This window comes from Actinomadura sp. 21ATH (assembly GCF_041951345.1).
GTDB lineage: Bacteria > Actinomycetota > Actinomycetes > Streptosporangiales > Streptosporangiaceae > Spirillospora.
In genome coordinates, this window is sequence record NZ_JBGNUR010000003.1 from 453,649 (window position 1) to 472,222 (window position 18,574).

Below are 18,574 nucleotides of genomic sequence, written 5' to 3' on the forward strand. Positions count from 1 at the left end.
ATCGGAGGGCCCGCCCCTGGCGTGTGCGCTGCGTCACATCTACGTTCCGGGCAAGCGAACGGAGACCGGCGTGTCGATATCACCACCCGAACCCCCGCGCCCGGCGGCCGCGCCCACCGGCGACGGCGACCGCGGCGGCGGCACCCGCACCGACGACCTCATCGCCGAGTACGACGCGGAACGCCCCGCGCGGCGCCTCACCGGCCCGGTGGCGTACGCGGCCGGCGCGGTCGCGTTCGGCGTCTCGCTGTACGCCCTGTACGCCGTCTTCCGGCCCCAGCCGGCACTCCAGTACCGGATGGCCTTCCTCGCGGCGGTGCTGCCGCTGACGTTCCTCGTCTACCGGCCCGGCCTGAACCTGCGCGCCCGGCTCCGCGCCCGGCGCCATACGGGCGAGGGCGAGGGCAAGGCCGAGCCGAGGCCCGGCCGCGAGCGCGACCTCCCCGGCGTCACCGACTGGATCCTGGCGGCCGTGTCCGCGGTGGTGTGCGCGTACCCGCTGTTCGGGTTCGACGAGTTCATCCGGCGGACGGTCACGCCCTCCGCGCTCGACCTCGCGATGGCCGCCGGGTGCGTGCTGCTGGTGCTGGAGGCGACGCGCCGCACCGTGGGGCCGATCCTGCCGGGCATCTGCCTCGCGTTCGTCGCGTACGCCTACTACGGCGGCTACCTGCCGGTGGACTGGACGCTCGGGCACGGCGGCTTCGGCTTCGAGCGCATCCTCATCCAGCTCTACATGGGCACCGAGGGGCTGTTCGGGGTGCCGCTGGACGTGGCCGCGACCTACATCGTGCTGTTCACGATCTACGGCGCGGTGCTCGACCGGTCGGGGGCGGGCCGGTTCTTCGTCGAGCTCTCGTTCGCCGCGTTCCGCCGGTCCGCCGCCGCGCCCGGCCGCACCGTGACGCTGGCCGGGTTCCTGCTCGGCACGGTGTCCGGGTCGGGGACGGCCACGACCGTCTCGCTGGGCAGCGTCTCGTGGCCGGTCCTCAAGCGCGCCGGGTACCCGCCGGCCGCAGGCGGCGGCGTGCTCGCGGCGGCCGGGATCGGCGCGATCCTCTCCCCGCCGACGCTCGGCGCGGCCGCCTTCATCATCGCCGAGTACCTGCGCGTCCCGTACCTGACCGTGCTGCTGTACGCGACCGTCCCGACGCTCCTCTACTACCTGGGGATCATCCTGGCGATCGAGATCGACGCCCGGCGGTTCGGGGCGCGGACGGTCGACCTGGACGCGCCCTCGTTCTGGCGGCTGCTCGGCCGCTTCGGGTACCACTTCTCCTCGCTGGTCGCGATCGTCGTGCTGATGGCGCTCGGGACGTCGCCGTTCCGCGCCGTCGTGTACGCCACCGTGCTCGCCTTCGCGCTGTCGTTCCTGGACCGCCGCAACCGGCTCGGCCCGCGCCGTACCGCCGGGGCCCTCGCCGCCGGGACGCTCGGCGTGCTGCCCGTGGCCGCGACGACCGCCGCGGCCGGGATCATCGTGGCGGTCGTGACGCTCACCGGGCTCGGGCTGAAGTCCTCCCGGCTGATCGTGGACGTCGCCGGCGGGCACCTGCTGCCGACCGTCGTCCTGGCCGCCGTCGCCGTGCTGCTGCTCGGCCTGGCGGTGCCGGTGACCGCGTCGTTCATCATCGCGGCCGTCATCATCGGGCCGGTGCTCCAGACGCAGGGCGTCGCGCCGGACGCCGCGTACATGTTCATCTTCTACTACGCGGTGCTGTCGGAGGTGACGCCGCCCACCGCGCTCGCGGCCGTGGCGGCGTCGGCGATCACGGGCGCGAACGCGTTCCGGACGATGATGCTGACCTGGAAGTACACGCTGCCCGCCTTCCTCGTCCCGGTCGCGTTCGTGCTGGCGCCGTCGGGCCGCGCGCTGCTGTGGCAGGCGCCGTGGCCGCAGGTGCTGGCCGCGCTGGCGGTGTCGGCCGTCGCCGTGGCGGCGCTCGCGGCGGCCGCCGGCGGCTGGATCCTGGGCCCCGCCGGAGCCGCCGAGCGGCTGCTCGCCGCCGGTGCCGCCGCCGCGCTCCTCTACCTGCGCCCCGGGAGCGTCGCGGCCGGCCTCGGGCTGCTGGCGGCCGCCGTACTGCTCCACCTGGCCCGGCGGCGCCGTACCGGCCCGCCCTCCCCCACCGCCCCATCCCCGAGAGGACCATGATGCGCTCCTTCACCCGGCCCCTCGCCGCCCTCGCGGCCCTGGCCACGGCCACCGCGCTCGCCGCGTGCGGCGGCGAACGCGAGACCGGCGGCGACGGCCTCTACAACCGGGGCCGCCTGGCCATCGCCACCGGCAACACCACCGGCGTCTACTACCAGCTCGGCGGCGGCTATGCGGACCTGATCAGCAAGCACGTCCGCGGCTACCAGGCCACCGCCGAGGCCACCGGCGCCTCCGTCGAGAACATCCGGCGGGTCGTGCGCGGCGACTCCGACATCGCGTTCAGCCTCGCCGACGTGGCCGGGGACGCCGCCACCGGCGAGCACGGCTTCGCCGGCCCCCAGCCCATCCGCGCGCTCGCCCGCATCTACGACAACTACGTGCACGTGATCGCGCGGGCCGACGCGGGCATCCGCTCGGTGGCCGACATGAAGGGCAAGCGGGTCTCCACCGGCTCCCCGAACTCCGGCACCGAGACCATGGCGCTGCGCCTGCTGGAGACCGCCGGCATCGACCCGCGGAACGGCATCAAGAAGCAGGCGCTGTCGCTGCCGGAGACCGTCCAGGGCATGAAGGACGGCACCCTGGACGCCATGGTCTGGTCGGGCGGCCTCCCCACCAGCGGCATCACCGACCTGATGACCACCATGAAGTCCCGCGCGGTGTTCGTCCCCCTCGACCGCGAGCTGCCCGGCCTCCGGTCCCGGTTCGGGACGATCTACCAGGCCACCACCATCGGGAAGGACGTGTACGGCACGCCGGGCGAGGTGCGGACGGTCGCCGTCCCCAACGTGCTGATCGTCCCGGCGAAGATGCCCGACACCCTGGCCCGCGACCTCGCCAGGGTGCTCTTCGACCGCCGGCAGGAGCTGGTCAAGGTGCATCCGGAGGCGAAGAACATCGACCGCGCCCGCGCCCCGAAGACCGAACCGGTCGTCCTGCACCCGGGCGCCAGGAAGTACTACGACGGCGCCTGACCGGCCCCCGCGGCCTCAGCCCCGGACGGGGAAGTTGCTGCGGATGATGTCGCCGGGGTCGCGGCGGTGCTTGATCTCGCGCAGGCGGCCGAGCGCGGCGGGCGTGAAGGCGTCCGCCGCGGACTCGGTGAGGTTGAGGTAGGTGAACGGCTTGCGGCCGCTGACCGGGAGGGCCTCGACGAGGGCGCGCTGCTTGGCGGCGACGGCCCGGGCGGTGGCCGGGTCGGTGGGGACGCCGAGCGTGTAGAGCGAGTACGGCTCGGTCAGCGGGCCGTGCGGGCTGTCGGACGGCCGGGCGAACGCGCCGCCCAGGTGCCGTACCTGGAGGCTGAGCAGCGGCGCGATGGGTTCGGCCAGCAGGGCCTTGGCGGCGGTGTCGTCCAGGGCGGTGAGGAGTTCGCCGCGGGTGAGGCCGGGGCTGGGGTCGGTGGGCTCGGCGGTGATGGAGCCGATCTCCGAGACCGGCATCGTCCGGCGGGAGTCGGCGGCCGGCCGCGGCAGGGCGTCCAGCGGGGCGAGCAGGGCGCGGGCCTCGTCCTCGGGGCCGAGGTGGGTGGCGTCCACGGCGACCATCGGGTCGGCGCCGGGGAAGTGCAGCAGGTCCAGCCAGACGGTGAGCCGGTCGGGCGCGGTGGCGGTGATCCGCCGGTACGCGTCCAGGACGGCCGGGGCGTGCTCGGCCGGCCACAGGACGCGGCCGCCGTACAGGGACGGCGCGGGGTGCAGGGCCAGGTGCAGCGCGGTCACGATGGCGTAGTCGCCGCCCCCGCCGCGCAGCGCCCAGAACAGGTCGGGGTCGGAGTCCGCGGTGACGTGCCGCCGCTCCCCGTCCGCGTCGACGACGTCGAGCGCGACGACGCCGTCGGCGATCCAGCCGTGCGCGCGGCCGAACCAGCTCAGCCCGCCGCCGAGCGCGACACCGGTGACGGTGACGACCGGCGAGCTGCCGGGCAGGCCGGTCAGGCCGTGCTCGGCGGCGGCGGCCTGGAGGCGGCCGGAGCGCACGCCGGCGCCGACGCGGGCACGGCGCGCGGCCGGGTCGATCTCCAGGGTGTCCAGCCGCCGGGTGCGCAGCAGGACGGTGCCGTCGGTACGGCCGGTGGCGCCGTGCCCGCCGGGCTGGGTCGCGATGCACAGCCCGGCGGTGCGCGCGTGGCGGACCAGCGCGGCGATGTCGTCGGCGTCGGCGGCCTCGACCACGGCCGCCGCCGGCTGCTCGACGGCCAGGTTCCACGGGCGGCGGGCGGTGTCGAAACCGGCGTCGCCGGGGAGCAGGACCTCGCCGCGGACCACCGAGCGCAGTTCGTTGAGGGAGTTCGTCATGTCCACCACGCTATGGGGCGGAACGACCGTGGACAGGGTGCATTCCGGGATAGGGATCGTGGGTCAATTCGGCCGGCGGCGGCGCAGCGCCGGGTCGAGCAGGGCGGGCGGGGTGTCGAACTTCTCGTGGGCGGCGAGGTCGGTGCCCGGCGGGACGATCGCGTCGATGGCGTCGAGCACGTCGGCGGAGAGGACGGTGTCCGCGGCGGCCAGCTGGGAGTGGAGGTGGTCGAGCGTGCGGGGGCCGATGAGCGCGCCGGTCACGCCGGGGTGCGCGGTCACGAAGCCGAGCGCGAGCTGGATCATCGTGAGGCCGGCCTCGTCGGCGACCCCGGCCAGCCGCTCCACCGCGTCCAGCCTGGCCTGGTTGGACGGGACGGAGAGGTCGAAGCGCTCCGGCAGGGCCGCCGCGCGGCTGGTGGTGATCTCCCGGCCCCTGCGGACGGCGCCCGTCAGCCAGCCGGAGGCCAGCGGGCTCCAGGCCAGCACGCCGAGCCCGTACTCCTGGGTCACGGGCAGCACGTGGGCCTCGATGCCGCGCTGCAGGATCGAGTAGCTGGGCTGCTCGGTGACGTACCGGCTCAGGCGGTGCTCGCGGGCGGCCCACTGGGCCTGCACGATCCGGTACGCGGGGAACGTCGAGGAGCCGAAGTAGCGGATCTTCCCGGCGCGCTGCAGGTCGGTCAGCGCCGACAGCGTCTCCTCGTCGCCGGTGTCCGGGTCCCAGCGGTGGATCTGGTAGAGGTCGACGTGGTCGACGCCCAGGCGGCGCAGGCTGTCGTCCAGGGCGGTGACCAGCCAGCGGCGCGAGCTGCCCCGGCGGTTGGGCCCGTCGCCCATCGGCATGTTCGCCTTCGTGGCCAGGACGATGTCGTCGCGGCGGCCGGCGATGGCCTTGCCGACCATCTCCTCGGACTCGCCGGCGCCGTACCAGTCGGCGGTGTCGATCAGGTTGACCCCGGCTTCGAGGGCGGTGTCGACGATGGCGGTGGCCTCGTCCTGGGTGGTGCGCCCGATCGCGCCGAAGTTCATCGCGCCGAGCGCGAGCGAGCCGACCTGCACGCCGGTGCGTCCCAGGGTGCGGTACTGCATGATCGTGTCCCTTCGAGGCGGGTGAGGTGGGGTTGACCGGCGCGCGGAATGGCCGCGGGCCGGCCGCTCTGCCATCATGGGCGAAGCGGAACCTTGTCCCGTTTCGAATATACGGAACACTGTCCCGTTTAGCAACGGGGCACGGAGGGAGCGGCTCGATGAACGACGGCGGCGACGGCGCGCGGCGCGCGGCCCGGCCCAAGCGGGCGGACGCCCGGCGCAACGAGAAGACCCTGCTCGACGCGGCCGCCGCGGTCTTCGTGGCCGCGGGCGTGGAGGCGCCGGTACGCGACATCGCGGCGAAGGCCGGCGTCGGGACGGCGACGATCTACCGCCACTTCCCGACCCGGGCCGACCTCATCATCGCCGTCTACCGGCACCAGATCGAGGCGTGCGCCGAGGCCGGCCCGGCCCTGCTGGAGAGCGCCGCGTCCCCGCACGCGGCGCTGCGGCGGTGGATGGACCGGTTCGTCGACTTCCTGGTCACCAAGCACGGGCTCGCCACCGTGCTGCGGTCCGACGACGCCGGCTTCGAGGCGCTGCACGCGTACTTCCTCGACCGGCTCGTCCCCGTGTGCGCCCGGCTGCTCGACGCCGCGGCCGCGGCCGGCGAGATCCGCCCCGGCATCGAGGCGTACGAGCTCATGCGCGGCGCCGGCAACCTCTGCATCGGCGCGGAGGACGATCCCCGCTACGACGCGCGCCGGCTCGTCGGACTCCTCATCGAGGGCCTGCGCGCGCCGGAGCCGGCGGCCTAGTCCCGCGACACGTCCCTGACGAACACGATCCCGTCCTTCGCGCGCAGGCCGGCCGGGTCCAGCGGGGCGTACCCGAAGTACGGGGACTCGCGCCGGGCGGGGAGCGCGTCCCCGAAGGCATCGGCCAGCAGGCGGGCGTCGAACGCGCAGGCGTCCTCCGGGAGCGCGTACAGGATCCCTTCGAGGGTGTCCGGGGGCGGGGCGTCCACGCCCTGGTGCCGCATCGTGCCGATGGCCATGGCCAGGAGGCCGTACTCCGCGCCGAGGCGGGCGCTCACGTGCGCGCCGGCGCTCCACCACTCCACCCGGCGGCCGGCCATCCGCATCGAGCTCCTCTCCCGCTGGAGGTGGCCGTTGTGGGCGAACACCAGGACCGGGCCCCGCTCGGCGAGGGCGAGCAGGTTCCCGGCCATCATCAGGTCCCGCAGGCCGGTCAGCCGCGCGAAGCGGGCCGGGGACGCGGCCGCCATCCAGTGGTGGTAGCGCAGCAGGCCGACGGCGGTGCGCCCGTACAGGCGCGCCCGGTCCGACTCGTCCCGCGCGGCCGCCGCGCGCGGGTCCGGTGCCTGCTCGTCCAGCAGCGCCACCAGTTCGTCGGCGAGCAGCCGCAGCTCCGCGGCCTCGGCCGACCGCCCGAAGGAGCGGGCCGGGTCCATCATCGCGGCGGGCTCGGTCCACCGCTCGTCGGGGCCGAGCAGGCGGTCGAGCGTCTCCGCCGTGCAGGGCAGCAGGTCCGCGTCCAGGCGGGCCGCGAGGTGGGCGTGCAGCGCGATGAGGGCCTGCCGGGGACTCGCCGCCGCGGCCATCTCCAGGGGACCGTCGAAGCCGGCGAAGCGGACCTGCTCGGACGCGGGCCGGCCGGCGTTGTGCTCGCGCATCCAGCGCACCAGCTCCCGGTTGCCCGCGTACTCGCCCCACCCGTGGCTGAACCCGCGTTCCATGGCTTCGTCGAGCGTGCCCGCGCCCGTGGTGACGTGGTCGTCCACGGCCAGGCCCATCAGGCAGTCGCTCTCGAGCGCGATCGTGCGGTAGCCCTCCCGCTCGACGAGCTGCCGGAAGAGCGCGTTGCGGAGGACGAGCGGGGCGTCCACGCCGTGGGTGGGCTCGCCCAGCGCGAGCACCCGCGGCCGGGCCCGGAAGAAGCCCATGACGGCGGTCGAATCGGGGGAACGGGCGATGTCCTTGATGCCGGAAACCATGCCTTCAACAGTATCGTTGAAGTTTTTCATGGAAGGTTTACGGCCATTTCCGCAGGACGCCCTTTCAAAACCCTCAACCGTCGAGGTGAGGCGCCCATTCGTCCAAGACGCCCTCCGGAACGGATGGGACGATCGGCGGCGAGGAGGGATGCCGATGCCCCCGAACGACCCGGACGGCCCCGACGACCCGGCACCGCCGGCCGACGAGGCGATGATGGCGGCGTGGGACGCGCTGGGCCCGCTGATGGACCTGGTGACCCCGATGGCGCTCCGCGTCGCCGCGACGCTCCGGCTCGCCGACCACCTGCCGCCGGCCGGCTCCGGCCGCGGGACCGCCGTCGAGGAGCTGGCCGAACGCGCCGGCGCCGACCCGGACGCGCTCGGCCGGCTGCTGCGCCACCTGGTGCACCACGGCGTGTTCACCGAGCCGCGGCCGGGCGAGTTCGCGCTCGACCGGACCGCCGCGCTGCTGCGCTCCGACCACCCCGCCGGGATGCGGGCCTGGCTGGACCTGGACGGCTTCGGCGGCCGGATGGACCTGGCGTTCACCGAACTCGCCCACACCGTCCGCACCGGGGAGCCGGCCTGGGAGCGGGTCTTCGGCCTGCCGTTCTGGCGCTACCTCGACGCGAACCCCGCGATCGGCGCCTCGTTCGACGCGGCCATGGCGGCGAATCCCGGGCATCACGCCGCGGTGGCCGACGGCTACGACTGGACGGCGGTACGGCACGTGGCCGACATCGGCGGCGGCACTGGATCGCTGATCGCCGGGCTGCTCCGCCGGAACCCGCGGCTGCGCGGCACGCTGACCGACCTGCCGGAGACCGCGGACCGCGCCCGGAGGCACCTGGCCGGGCTGGGCCTGGCCGGCCGGTGCGAGGTCGTCGGCGGGAGCTTCTTCGACCCGCTGCCCGCCGGCGCGGACGTCTACCTGCTCTGCCGCGTCGTCCACGACTGGGACGACGCCGCCGCGACCGCGATCCTGCGCCGCTGCGCCGACGCCGCCGGCGGGACCGGCCGGGTCCTGGTGGTCGAGGAGCACGGCTCCCCGGCCGGCGCGGACGCCGCGTTCGCGGAGATGGACCTGCGCATGCTCGTCCTGGCCGGCGGCCGCGAGCGCACCATCGGGGACTACGCGGCGCTCGCCGGCGCCGCCGGACTCCGGATCGCCGGGGTGCGCCGCCCCACCGGCCGCCATGTGATCATCGAATGCCGGCCGGCGTGACGCGCGCCGCCCGGCCGCTCGCTACGCCGGCTTGCGGGCCACCGCGCAGGCGCCCAGGTTCTCGATCTCGTCGCCGGGCCCCTCCTCGGCCGGTTCCAGGGCGGGCCGCCAGCGGAACGGGTCGACCAGCCCCGGCTCGATGAACTCGAAGTCGCCGAACAGCGCGGTGATCTCGTCCCGGCCGCGCAGCGTGCCCATGCCCATCGACCCCTGGTACGCGTCGGCGACCTCCTGGAGGGCCGGCAGCACATGGCTGATCGTCAGGAAGCTGCCGGGGGCGAGCCGGCCGCGCAGCCCGGCCAGCAGCTCGGCAGGCTGCGGGTCGGGCAGGAAGTGGAACAGGGCCAGCGCGCTGACCGCCACCGGCCGGTCGAAGTCGAGCGTCCGCGCCGCCTCCCGCATGATGCGGTCGATGTCGGCGACGTCCGAGTCGATGTAGGCCGTGGCGCCCTCGGGCGAGCTGGTCAGCAGCGCGCGGGCGTGGTTGAGGACGATCGGGTCGTTGTCGACGTACACCACGCGCGACTCGGGGGCGGCGGCCTGGGCGACCTCGTGCAGGTTGGGCGAGGTCGGCAGGCCCGTACCGAGGTCCAGGAACTGCCGGACGCCGTGGTCGCGCGCGAGCACGCCGACGGAACGGGCGAGGAACCTGCGGTTGGCGCGCGCCAGCGGCCGCAGCTGCGGGCAGATGCTCAGCACCTTCTGGCCGAACTCGCGGTCGGCGCCGAAATGGTCCTTGCCGCCGAGGTAGAAGTCGTAGACCCGAGCGGGGTGCGGCTGGTCGGTACGCAGATCCGCGGAGGGCGGGTTCTCGGTCATGAAGGCGTTTCCTCGGGGAGGGCGGGATCCGGTCGCGTCATCAAGATCGTAGCGCCGGAGGCCCCCTCTCTCCCGCCCGACACCATCAATTTTCGGGTCCAATCGCATCGGCCCGCGGTTTTCTTCGATGTTCTCCGACTTCCCGCACATGGACCCGGAAGTTCCGGGTACGGGTCACACCTCCTTAATTCACAGAGAGGTGAAGAAGATGAGGTTCCTGAGCGGGCTGCTCAACGGGGTGCTGTCCCCCGTCGTGGGCCTGCTTACCGTGGTGGTGCGCGGCCTGCTGGCCCTCGTGGTGTGGCTCCTGGCCACGGTTCTCACGGTGGTGTCGATCGTCCTCTGCGCCACGATCCTGCTGCTGCCCCTCGGCATCCCCCTGCTGCTCTTCTCGCTGCGCCTGTACGGCCGCGGCGTCCGCCTCGCCCTCGGCGGCTGACCGGACGTGACCGGCGGATGAAAAGGGCGTGAACAACGAGCGCGCCCATCGGAACGTTGCCTGTGGGGCCCGAGCGTGAACGTGTACGTTCGAGGCGGTGCGGCCCCGCGCCCCCGCCCCGGACACCGGCGCGCCGATCGCCGAACGCGTACGCCCGGCCCGGTTCGACCAGTACTGTTCCTGCTGCCGCTGATGGAGTTCCCGCGGACCCCGCGGACCTGACCTCCTGGCGTGCGGCGTGCACCCCCTGAGCAGTGGGACGCGGCCGGTCGCGGCGGACCGCCCGGGACGCGTCGACGAACGAACATGAGGGCAACGTTGAACATTCTGGAAGCGGTCTTCCTCGGGGCCGTGGAGGGGTTGACCGAGTTCCTGCCGGTCTCCAGCACCGGGCACCTGACGATCCTGGAGAGCCTGCTCGGGCACTCCCCCGACGACCCCGACATCACGGCGTTCACCGCGATCATCCAGGTCGGCGCCGTGCTGGCCACCCTGATCTACTTCCGGGCCGACTTCCAGCGGCTCATCGCGGCGTGGGCGCGCGGGCTGGCCAGCCGGGAGCACCGGGCCGACCTCAACTACCGGCAGGCGTGGGCCGTGCTCCTGGGCGCGATCCCGATCGGCATCGTCGGGCTGCTGTTCAAGGACCAGATCGAGACGACGCTCCGCAGCCTCTGGTTCGTCGGCTCGGCGCTGATCCTGTGGAGCGGGGTGATGTACTTCGCCGACAAGACCGCCACCCAGGACCGCGACGAGAAGGACGTGACCTGGAAGGACACGCTCATCATCGGGATCGTCCAGTGCCTGGCGCTGATTCCGGGGGTGTCCCGTTCCGGGGCGACGATGTCGGCCGGCCTGCTGCGCGGGCTGGACCGGGTGACGGTCACCAAGCTGTCGTTCTTCCTGTCGGTGCCCGCGCTGACCGCGGCCGGCGCGCTCCAGATCGTGGACGAGTACGACGCCATCTCCAAGGGCGTCGGCTGGCCGGCGACGATCACCGCGACGGTGGTCAGCTTCCTCGTCGCGTACGTGGCCGTGGCCTGGCTGCTCAAGTTCATCGCCAAGCACACCTACACGATCTTCATCGTGTACCGGGTGATCCTCGGCGCGATCGTCCTCACGCTGGTCGCGACCGGCGTCGTCCAGGCCAGCTGAGCGCCGGCGGCCGGACGGCCGTACCGGTCCGCCGGACCGGTACGGCCGGGTTCGCGGGTCAGTTCAGGCCGAAGAAGCGGGCGGCGTAGTACGGGCCGCAGAGGGCGTCATACCCCTGGCCGAGCCCCGACGTTCTCCTGCTTCTGCTCGGGGAGCGCGATGGCGAAGCCGTGGGCGTCGGCGAACTTGCGCCACCGCTTTCAATTACCCGATTCCCATGTTAGGGAAGGGCGGGGAGCGCGCGCTTTCCGTATGGTCGGCGGCCGTCCTCCCCGCGGTGTACGGACATCGACACCGCTCGGCGGACGCGCCTTCTGACCAGCCCTTCTAGCGTCTTTCGCAATACAGGAAGGCGAGGACGCGATGGGCGCGAGGACAGGCGGGCGGCGGCTCAGGGCGTGCCGCCGATGGGGAGCCGCCTCCAGTACGTGACGCAGCGCCAGGCCCATTCCAGGGGGCCGTACCGGAATCTCCGGAGCCACAGGCCGCTGAACACCGCCTGGGCGGCCAGGATGCCGATGCCGAGCAGGGCCGCCGCGCCCCACTCGGCGGAGCCGTGCAGCCCCATGGCCCGGCCGATCGGGACGAACAGCAGCGCGGCGGTGACGTAGTTGGTCAGCGCCAGGCGCCCCATCGGGGCCAGCGCCCGCGACAGCGCGGGCCCGGCGGGCGTGCGGAGCGCCAGCAGGAACAGCACCGTGTAGCAGGCGGCCATGGCGAGCGAGAGCAGCAGCTCGAGCCGGGTGCGCGCGACGGCGGGCGGGCCGAGGGCGACCAGCCACCAGGACAGGCCGCAGACCGCGGCGGCCCCGGCGCCGAACGCGAGGAGCCGCCCCGTCCGCCGTTCCAGGGCGGCGGGCACGTCCATCTCCGCGAGCGCGTATCCCAGCGCGAACAGGCCCGGCAGCAGCCCGAACCCGCCGGTGCCCGCCACCAGGCCGACGGCCGTCAGGCCGATGCCGTTGACCGGCAGCGCCCGGCCGTCCAGGAAGCTGAGCGGCAGCAGGACCAGCACGCCGGTGACGGCGAACGGCAGCAGCACCTCCCCCGGTTGCAGCAGGTGCAGCAGCGCGCCCACGACCGCCAGCGCCGCGAACCGGCGCAGGAGCAGCACGCGGGGACGCGCCGCGTGCCGCCGCGCCGACCGGAGGAAGAGCCCGAACCCGACGCCGAACAGCAGGAAGAAGATCGGGTAGAAGCGCCCGAGGAAGAACCACCTGAGCACGCCGGGCAGCCGCTCCTCGCCGGCGTACATCTCCAGGGTCTGCGGGATGTTGATGAAGACGATCCCGCAGAGCGCGAAGCCCCGCAGGGCGTCCAGCGCGGCGATCCGCCGCTCCGCCCGCACCGGGCCCCGCCCGGCGCCGTCCCCGGCTCCCTCGCTGACCGGCATGCCGCCATGGTCACACCGCCGGCCGCGCTACGGCGCGCCGACACGATGGCGGCCCGCGCTTCCAGGGAACGCCGATCGCCACGAATCCCGACAGGTCACCATGATCATGGTTCCCGGCGCCGCCGGACGAGGCGGGCCGCGTACCAGCCGCCCGCGCTCAGGACCACCAGGCCCACCGGCGCGATCCACACCGCCGGGGAGCCGGGCTCGCGGAGCGCCTCGCCGAGGCCGGTGTAGACGAGCGTGCCCGGCACGATCCCGAGCACGGTGCCCGCCATGTACGGGACGAACCCGACGCCGGCCACCCCCGCCCCGTAGTTGACCGCCCCGAACGGGAACATCGACACCATCCGCAGCACCAGGATGGACTCGAAGGCGCGGCGCGACAGGTACGACTCCAGCCGCGCGAGCCGTCCCGAGCCGGTGAACCGGGCCACCGCCGGGCGGCCCAGCAGCCGGGCCAGGCCGAACGAGAGCGCCGCCCCGGCGGAGGCGCCGACGATCACCGCCGTCGAGCCCAGGGCGACGCCGAAGAGCGCCCCGGCGGACGCGTTCAGCACCGAGCCCGGGACCAGGGCGGCCACCGCGAGCGCGTAGCAGGCCGCGAAGACGAGCGGTCCCCAGAAGCCGAGGGAGTCGACCCACGCGCTGAGGTCCGCCCAGAGCGCGCCGCCGCCCAGGGCCACCAGCACGCCGAGCCCGAGCAGCAGGGCCGCGAAGACCGCCAGCTTCACGAGGGCGGCCCGGGAGGGCGCCCGGCCGCCGGACGGCTCCCGTTCCGTGTCCTCCTCCCGCTCACCGGCCGCGGACGGTTCGGGGGCGCCGGAACGGCGGCTCATGCGTGCTCCTGCCTGGGGTTCGGTCAAGCGATCAATGCCCATGATGTCGGGTTTCCGAAGTTCTCGGAAAAAGTTCGGCGGCCGTGTCGATCCGGGCGGCGCACCGTTCGACCTTGGGGTGAGAGGGTTCGCAAGGGGCCCGACCGACCCAGGGAGACGGACATGAAGTACATGCTGATCATGCGCGCGACCGACGAGGCGTTCAAGACGATGGCGGACGTCGACTTCACCGAGATGCTGGAGACCGTCGGGCGGTTCAACGACGAGATGATCCGGGCCGGCGTGCTGGTCGCGGCCGAGGGCCTGGACGACGCCGCCGAGGGCGTGGTCGTCGACCACGGCTCCGAGGTGCCGGTCGTCACCGACGGGCCGTACGGGGAGACCAAGGAGCTGTTCGGCGGCTTCTACATCCTCAACGTCGCCTCGAAGGAGGAGGCGATCGAGTGGGCCAAGCGGTCGCCGATCACCGGCCCCGGCTTCAAGACCGAGATCCGCCGCGTCACCACGATCGACGAGTTCCCGCAGGACAACGAGTGGGTCAAGAAGGAGCGGGCGTGGCGCGAGTCCACGGGCCAGCTCTGAGCGGAACGGCGGGAGATGACGGATCACACCGGTCGTGAGGCGGTGGCCGCCGTGTGGCGGATCGAGTCGGCGCGGATCGTCGGCGCGCTCGCGCGCTACACCGGCGACTTCGCGCTGGCCGAGGACCTCGCCCAGGAGGCGCTGGCCGAGGCGCTCGTGAACTGGCCGCGCGAAGGCGTGCCCCGCAACCCCGCGGGGTGGCTGCTGACCGTCGGCCGGCGCCGCGCGATCGACGCGTTCCGGCGGCGCTCCGCCCGCGACGAGAGGTACGCCGCCCTGGCCCACGGCCTGGGCGAGGGCGGCGCCCTCTCGGGGGCCGAGCCCGCGGCGCCGGACCCGGACGCCGAGGTGCTCTGGGACCCGGACCAGATCGACGACGACGTGCTCGCGCTGATGTTCACCGCCTGCCACCCGGTGCTGTCACCGGAGGCGCGGGTGGCGCTCACGCTGCGCGTGGTCGGCGGGCTGACCAGCGACGAGATCGCGCGGGCGTTCCTCGTCCCGACCGCGACCGTGCAGGCCCGCATCACGCGGGCGAAGAAGACCCTCGGCGCGGCGCGGGTGCCGTTCGAGGTGCCGCCCGCGCGGGATCGCCGCAAGCGGCTCGTGTCGGTGCTCAGCGTGATCTACGTGATCTTCACGGAGGGGTCCTCGGCCAGCTCCGGCGACGACCTCCTCCGGCTCGACCTGGCCGGGGAGGCGCAGCGCCTCGCGCGGGTGCTGGCCCGGCTGGTGCCGGACGAGCCGGAGGTCTTCGGCCTGCTGGCGCTGCTCGAACTGACGGCGGCGCGCTTCCCCGCCCGTACCGGGCCGGACGGCGAGCCGGTGCTGCTGGAGCACCAGGACCGCCGCCGCTGGGACCGCGCCGCGATCCGCCGGGGTCGGGCCGCGCTGGCCCGCGCCGAGCGGACCGGCCGCGGCCTGGGCGCCTACGGCCTCCAGGCGGCGATCGCCGAGTGCCACGCCGTCGCGCCGTCGGTGGACGAGACGGACTGGGAGCGCGTCGTGCTCATCTACGAGGCGCTCGGCCGGCTGGCGCCGAACCCGGTGGTGGACCTCAACCGGGCGGTGGCGGTCTCCATGGCGCACGGGCCGGCCGCGGCCCTGCCGATCGTGGACGGGCTCGCCGCCGCCGGGACGCTGGCGAACTCGCACCTGCTGCCGAGCGTCCGCGGCGAGCTGCTCGCCCGACTCGGCCGCGCCGGCGAGGCCCGTGCCGAGTTCGGGGAGGCCGTCCGGCTGTGCGGGAACGAGCGCGAGCGGAAGGTGCTGGAAGGCAAGCTCGCCGCCCTCGGCTGATCGGGCCGGGCCATGGCGCCGGGCGGGGCCGGCGGCCATACTCGGATCTCGTGCAGAGCGATCCCCCGCCCTACGGGGCCCAGCCGCCGCCTCCGCCCTTCTCCCCGCCGCCTTCGCTGCCGCCGCGCCGGACGTGGCTGATCCCCGTGCTCATCCTGGGGACGGTCGCCGTCCTCGGCGCGGCCCTGCTGGGGGCGTACGCGCTGCTGCGCGAGAAGGACCCCGCGGACGGCGGGCCCGCCCGGCTGAAGCAGCCGGTGAGCTTCGTCCCGGTGCGGGCGACGGCGGCCGCCCCGTGCGAGCGGGGCTGGCTGGCGGAGCCCGGCAGCGGCCAGTGCCTCCAGGTCGGCTCCGGCATGACGATCCGCGAGGTCGAGGACATCCGCGTCCGGCCGCCCGGCTCCGAGGGGCGGACGACCCACGCGGTGACGATGTCGTTCACCCCGGCGGACGCCCGGACGTTCGCCGCCCTGACGGCGGCCGCGGCCAGGCAGCCCGAGCCGGCCAACAGGATCGCCGTCCTCGCCCAGGGCGAGGTGCTGGCCGCGCCGACGGTCACCGCGCCCATCACCGGCGGGAAGGTCGAGATCACCGGTTCCGCCGACCGGTTCACCAGGGCCTACACCGAGGACCTGGTCCGCCGCATCACCGGCGGCTGACCGCCCCGCTGCTGAAGCGCCCCTGGTCAGGGGCCGGAGACCTCCTCCTTGGACTCCTACGCCTTCGCGTCACTCCCCATCACTCCCTAAATTACCTTAAACAGGTGCAAGTAGAGGAAGATAAGGTAGTCTCGTGACAGAGCGCTTCTACTCCGTGGAACAGGTCGCCGAGCGTCTCGGGCTGCATGTGCGGACGGTCCGCAACTACGTCCGGGACGGGCGGCTCAAGGCGGTCCGGATCGGCAAGCAGTACCGGATCGCGCCCGAGGACCTGGAGGCGTTCACCGGGCGCCCGGTGCCCGCCGCCGCGGCGGGGACGGCCGGGCGCCGGCACAGCGAGGTGTCGAGCATCGTCGAGCTCGACGGGGTCGACACCGCGACGGCCGACCGCATCGCCACGCTGCTGACCAGCGTGGGCTCCGGCCGCGGGGCGGGCGACGCGCCGCTGCGGATCGAGACGGTGCACGACCGGGAGCGGGCCCGGATGAAGATCGTCGTGCTGGGCGGGCTGGGCGACACCGCCCGGCTGCTCGACTACATCGAGGGGGTAATGGAGGCGTGACCACGATCTACAAGTCCGCGGCCGGGGAGGGCGAGATCCGGCGGCGGTACGAGGACGCGCTGCACACCTGGCCGGTCCCCGCCGAGCACGTGCGGGTGCCGACCCGCGAGGGCGAGACGTTCGTCCTCGTCTCCGGCCCCGAGGACGCGCCGCCCCTGGTGCTCCTGCACGGCTCGGGGGCGAACGCCGTCACCTGGCAGGGCGACATCGCGTCCTGGTCGCGGTACTTCCGCACCTACGCCGTCGACCTCGTCGGCGAGCCGGGGCTGAGCGCGCAGTCCCGGCCGGCACTGGAGACCGGGGCGGTCGCGCAGTGGCTGGACGACGTGCTCGACGGGCTCGGGCTCACCGCCGCGTCGTTCGCGGGCACCTCGCTCGGCGGCTGGGCGGCGCTGGACTACGCCGTCCGCCGGCCGGACCGGGTGGCCCGGCTCGCGCTGCTGTGCCCCGGCGGGATCGGGCGGCAGACGATGGGCTGGCTGTTCAAGGTGCTGGTGCTGCGGCTGTTCGGCCGCCGGGGCAGGCGCCGGTCGGTGGCGGTCGTCGCGGGCCTGGAGGCGCCCGAGCACGGCCCCGCCCTCGACTTCCTGGAGCTGACGTTCTCGCACTTCAAGCCGCGGACGGAGCGGCTGCCGGTGTTCTCCGACGAGCAGCTCGGCGGGCTGGCCATGCCGCTGCTGGTGATCGTCGGGGCGCGCGACGCGATGTTCGACTCCGCGGAGACCGCGCGCCGCGTGCGGCGGAACGTTCCAAAGGCGACCGTCGAGGTCCTGCCCGACACGGGGCACGCGATCCTCGGCCAGACCGGCACCGTGCTCGCGTTCCTGCGCGGCTGACCGGAAGGAGGACGATGTCCGACGAGATCCAGGAGCGGGCCGGGGTGCCGGTGCTGGTGTGCGACCCGGCCGGCCCGCCGGTGGCCACCGCGCAGGACGCGCTCGACCTGATCGGCGCGGCGTTCCTCGGCGCCGAGGTGGTGGCCGTGCCGGTGGAACGACTGGACGCGCGGTTCTTCACCCTCGGCACCCGCCTCGCGGGCGAGATCATGCAGAAGTTCGTCAACTACCGGCTGCGGCTGGCCGTCGTCGGCGACATCTCCGGGCACCTGGCGGAGAGCTCCGCGCTGCGGGCGCTGGTCCGCGAGTCGGGCCGGACGTCCCCCGCCGGGCACGTGTGGTTCGTGCCCGACCTCGACGGGCTGGACGCCCGGCTGCGCGCGCTCGCCACCAAGTAACCTAGCGCTTGCTAGGTACAGTGGCCCTCCCGGCCGCACAGCGAGGAGCCCGCATGCCGTTCGTCCTGACCGACAAGCCCCGCCCGCACGTCACCCTCATCACCCTCAACCGCCCCGAGCGGATGAACGCGATGGCGTTCGACGTCATGGTCCCGTTCCGGGAGGCGCTGGAGGAGGCGAGCCGCGACAACGACACCCGCGCCATCGTGATCACGGGCAGCGGGCGGGGCTTCTGCTCCGGCGCCGACCTGGAGTCGGCGGGCCGCATCCCGGGCGTCGACGGGCTGACGCCGACCTCGATCGCGCTGCGCTCGATGGAGCTGCTCGACGACGTCGTCCGCGCGATGCGCCGCGCCCACCAGCCGGTGATCGCGGCGGTGAACGGGCCGGCGATCGGCGGCGGGATGTGCCTGAGCCTGGCCGCCGACATCCGGATCGCGGCCGACGCCGCGGTGTTCCGGGCGGCCGGGATCAACAACGGGCTGACCGCGAGCGAGCTGGGCCTCAGCTACCTGCTGCCGCGCGCGGTCGGCTCGTCCCGGGCGTTCGAGATCATGCTGACCGGGCGGGACGTGGACGCCGCCGAGGCCGAGCGGATCGGGCTGGTGTCCCGGGTCGTCTCCGGCGACAAGCTGCTGGACGACTGCTTCCAGCTCGCCGAGAGGATCGCCGCGTTCAGCCGGCCCGGCGTCGAGCTGACCAAGCGCACGCTGTGGTCGGGGCTGGACGCGGGCAGCCTGGACGCGCACATGGGCCAGGAAGGGCTCGGGCAGCTGTTCGTGCGGCTCACGACGCAGAACTTCCAGGAGGCCGTCCAGGCGCGCAAGGAGAACAGGCCGCCCGAGTTCAGGGACTGAGCGGGTC

19 protein-coding genes are annotated in these 18,574 nt (G+C 74.0%); 13 read left to right on the top strand and 6 right to left on the bottom strand.

Annotated features, from left to right (window positions below; all coding sequences use genetic code 11):
* Positions 1-70 precede the first annotated feature (70 nt).
* Complete coding sequence (locus tag ACA361_RS14320; protein WP_375012417.1) at positions 71-2,155, top strand: TRAP transporter permease; 2,085 nt, start codon at positions 71-73, stop codon at positions 2,153-2,155.
* Complete coding sequence (locus tag ACA361_RS14325) at positions 2,152-3,132, top strand: TAXI family TRAP transporter solute-binding subunit (RefSeq protein ID WP_375012418.1); 981 nt, start codon at positions 2,152-2,154, stop codon at positions 3,130-3,132. The genes ACA361_RS14320 and ACA361_RS14325 overlap by 4 nt, the downstream gene beginning before the upstream one ends.
* A 15-nt stretch (positions 3,133-3,147) precedes the next feature.
* Here the strand turns inward: ACA361_RS14325 and ACA361_RS14330 are convergent, their stop codons facing one another.
* Both ACA361_RS14330 and ACA361_RS14335 read right to left on the bottom strand, forming a co-directional pair.
* Positions 3,148-4,455 carry an FAD-binding oxidoreductase gene (locus tag ACA361_RS14330; protein WP_375012419.1) on the bottom strand — a complete coding sequence of 436 codons (1,308 nt, stop codon included), beginning with the start codon at positions 4,453-4,455 and terminating at the stop codon, positions 3,148-3,150.
* 63 nt (positions 4,456-4,518) lie between these two features.
* Positions 4,519-5,547 (bottom strand): aldo/keto reductase, encoded by a 1,029-nt coding sequence (locus tag ACA361_RS14335; RefSeq protein ID WP_375012420.1) that lies wholly within the window; start codon positions 5,545-5,547, stop codon positions 4,519-4,521.
* Positions 5,548-5,705: 158 nt separating this feature from the next.
* On the opposite strand from ACA361_RS14335, the gene ACA361_RS14340 reads away from it, so the two are divergent.
* Entirely contained in the window at positions 5,706-6,305 is a 600-nt protein-coding gene (locus tag ACA361_RS14340; RefSeq protein WP_375012421.1) for a TetR/AcrR family transcriptional regulator, read from the top strand.
* Here ACA361_RS14340 and ACA361_RS14345 read toward each other — a convergent pair.
* A complete protein-coding gene (locus ACA361_RS14345; protein ID WP_375012422.1) occupies positions 6,302-7,504 on the bottom strand; it encodes an erythromycin esterase family protein in 1,203 nt (400 codons plus the stop codon). The two genes, ACA361_RS14340 and ACA361_RS14345, sit on opposite strands and share 4 nt — an antisense overlap.
* Before the next feature lie 154 nt (positions 7,505-7,658).
* Here ACA361_RS14345 and ACA361_RS14350 point away from each other — a divergent pair, with 154 nt between their 5' ends.
* A complete protein-coding gene (locus ACA361_RS14350) occupies positions 7,659-8,729 on the top strand; it encodes a methyltransferase (RefSeq protein WP_375012423.1) in 1,071 nt (356 codons plus the stop codon).
* Between the two features lie 21 nt (positions 8,730-8,750).
* Here ACA361_RS14350 and ACA361_RS14355 read toward each other — a convergent pair whose 3' ends face one another.
* The gene (locus tag ACA361_RS14355; RefSeq protein WP_375012424.1) at positions 8,751-9,548 is read right to left on the bottom strand and encodes an SAM-dependent methyltransferase; all 798 of its coding nucleotides are present in this window, start codon (positions 9,546-9,548) and stop codon (positions 8,751-8,753) included.
* A 208-nt stretch (positions 9,549-9,756) separates the two neighbouring features.
* On the opposite strand from ACA361_RS14355, the gene ACA361_RS14360 reads away from it, so the two are divergent.
* Positions 9,757-9,987 carry a hypothetical protein gene (locus ACA361_RS14360; protein WP_375012425.1) on the top strand — a complete coding sequence of 77 codons (231 nt, stop codon included), beginning with the start codon at positions 9,757-9,759 and terminating at the stop codon, positions 9,985-9,987.
* Between the two features lie 318 nt (positions 9,988-10,305).
* Positions 10,306-11,142: an undecaprenyl-diphosphate phosphatase gene (locus ACA361_RS14365; RefSeq protein WP_375012426.1), complete on the top strand. Its 837-nt coding sequence runs from the start codon at positions 10,306-10,308 to the stop codon at positions 11,140-11,142.
* A 391-nt stretch (positions 11,143-11,533) separates the two neighbouring features.
* Here ACA361_RS14365 and ACA361_RS14370 read toward each other — a convergent pair whose 3' ends face one another.
* Together ACA361_RS14370 and ACA361_RS14375 are read right to left on the bottom strand one after the other, a co-directional pair.
* The gene (locus ACA361_RS14370) at positions 11,534-12,535 is read right to left on the bottom strand and encodes a DUF418 domain-containing protein (protein WP_375012427.1); all 1,002 of its coding nucleotides are present in this window, start codon (positions 12,533-12,535) and stop codon (positions 11,534-11,536) included.
* A gap of 104 nt (positions 12,536-12,639) precedes the next feature.
* Positions 12,640-13,374, bottom strand: a complete 735-nt coding sequence (locus ACA361_RS14375) for a TVP38/TMEM64 family protein (protein WP_375012428.1) — start codon at positions 13,372-13,374, stop codon at positions 12,640-12,642.
* A 162-nt stretch (positions 13,375-13,536) separates the two neighbouring features.
* Between ACA361_RS14375 and ACA361_RS14380 the strand changes: the two genes are divergently transcribed.
* The 7 genes from ACA361_RS14380 to ACA361_RS14410 all read left to right on the top strand — a co-directional run bounded on the left by ACA361_RS14380 (position 13,537) and on the right by ACA361_RS14410 (position 18,567).
* Positions 13,537-13,956 (top strand): YciI family protein, encoded by a 420-nt coding sequence (locus ACA361_RS14380; protein ID WP_375012429.1) that lies wholly within the window; start codon positions 13,537-13,539, stop codon positions 13,954-13,956.
* 15 nt (positions 13,957-13,971) lie between these two features.
* Entirely contained in the window at positions 13,972-15,255 is a 1,284-nt protein-coding gene (locus ACA361_RS14385; protein ID WP_375012430.1) for an RNA polymerase sigma factor, read from the top strand.
* A gap of 50 nt (positions 15,256-15,305) precedes the next feature.
* The gene (locus tag ACA361_RS14390) at positions 15,306-15,914 is read left to right on the top strand and encodes a hypothetical protein (RefSeq protein ID WP_375012431.1); all 609 of its coding nucleotides are present in this window, start codon (positions 15,306-15,308) and stop codon (positions 15,912-15,914) included.
* Positions 15,915-16,047: 133 nt separating this feature from the next.
* Positions 16,048-16,476 carry a helix-turn-helix domain-containing protein gene (locus ACA361_RS14395; RefSeq protein ID WP_375012432.1) on the top strand — a complete coding sequence of 143 codons (429 nt, stop codon included), beginning with the start codon at positions 16,048-16,050 and terminating at the stop codon, positions 16,474-16,476.
* Positions 16,473-17,312: an alpha/beta fold hydrolase gene (locus ACA361_RS14400; protein ID WP_375012433.1), complete on the top strand. Its 840-nt coding sequence runs from the start codon at positions 16,473-16,475 to the stop codon at positions 17,310-17,312. The genes ACA361_RS14395 and ACA361_RS14400 overlap by 4 nt, the downstream gene beginning before the upstream one ends.
* A gap of 14 nt (positions 17,313-17,326) precedes the next feature.
* Positions 17,327-17,710: a DUF4180 domain-containing protein gene (locus ACA361_RS14405; RefSeq protein ID WP_375012434.1), complete on the top strand. Its 384-nt coding sequence runs from the start codon at positions 17,327-17,329 to the stop codon at positions 17,708-17,710.
* A 53-nt stretch (positions 17,711-17,763) separates the two neighbouring features.
* Positions 17,764-18,567, top strand: coding sequence for an enoyl-CoA hydratase (locus tag ACA361_RS14410; RefSeq protein WP_375012435.1), 804 nt, complete (start codon positions 17,764-17,766; stop codon positions 18,565-18,567).
* The last annotated feature ends 7 nt before the right edge of the window (positions 18,568-18,574 follow it).

Coding starts and splice junctions, on each gene's coding strand:
- ACA361_RS14325 (WP_375012418.1), top strand. CDS start 2,152: ATGATGCGCTCCTTCACCCGGCCCCTCGCCGCCCTCGCGGCCCTGGCC.
- ACA361_RS14330 (WP_375012419.1), bottom strand. CDS start 4,455: ATGACGAACTCCCTCAACGAACTGCGCTCGGTGGTCCGCGGCGAGGTC.
- ACA361_RS14335 (WP_375012420.1), bottom strand. CDS start 5,547: ATGCAGTACCGCACCCTGGGACGCACCGGCGTGCAGGTCGGCTCGCTC.
- ACA361_RS14340 (WP_375012421.1), top strand. CDS start 5,706: ATGAACGACGGCGGCGACGGCGCGCGGCGCGCGGCCCGGCCCAAGCGG.
- ACA361_RS14345 (WP_375012422.1), bottom strand. CDS start 7,504: ATGGTTTCCGGCATCAAGGACATCGCCCGTTCCCCCGATTCGACCGCC.
- ACA361_RS14350 (WP_375012423.1), top strand. CDS start 7,659: ATGCCCCCGAACGACCCGGACGGCCCCGACGACCCGGCACCGCCGGCC.
- ACA361_RS14355 (WP_375012424.1), bottom strand. CDS start 9,548: ATGACCGAGAACCCGCCCTCCGCGGATCTGCGTACCGACCAGCCGCAC.
- ACA361_RS14360 (WP_375012425.1), top strand. CDS start 9,757: ATGAGGTTCCTGAGCGGGCTGCTCAACGGGGTGCTGTCCCCCGTCGTG.
- ACA361_RS14370 (WP_375012427.1), bottom strand. CDS start 12,535: ATGCCGGTCAGCGAGGGAGCCGGGGACGGCGCCGGGCGGGGCCCGGTG.
- ACA361_RS14375 (WP_375012428.1), bottom strand. CDS start 13,374: ATGAGCCGCCGTTCCGGCGCCCCCGAACCGTCCGCGGCCGGTGAGCGG.
- ACA361_RS14380 (WP_375012429.1), top strand. CDS start 13,537: ATGAAGTACATGCTGATCATGCGCGCGACCGACGAGGCGTTCAAGACG.
- ACA361_RS14385 (WP_375012430.1), top strand. CDS start 13,972: ATGACGGATCACACCGGTCGTGAGGCGGTGGCCGCCGTGTGGCGGATC.
- ACA361_RS14405 (WP_375012434.1), top strand. CDS start 17,327: ATGTCCGACGAGATCCAGGAGCGGGCCGGGGTGCCGGTGCTGGTGTGC.
- ACA361_RS14410 (WP_375012435.1), top strand. CDS start 17,764: ATGCCGTTCGTCCTGACCGACAAGCCCCGCCCGCACGTCACCCTCATC.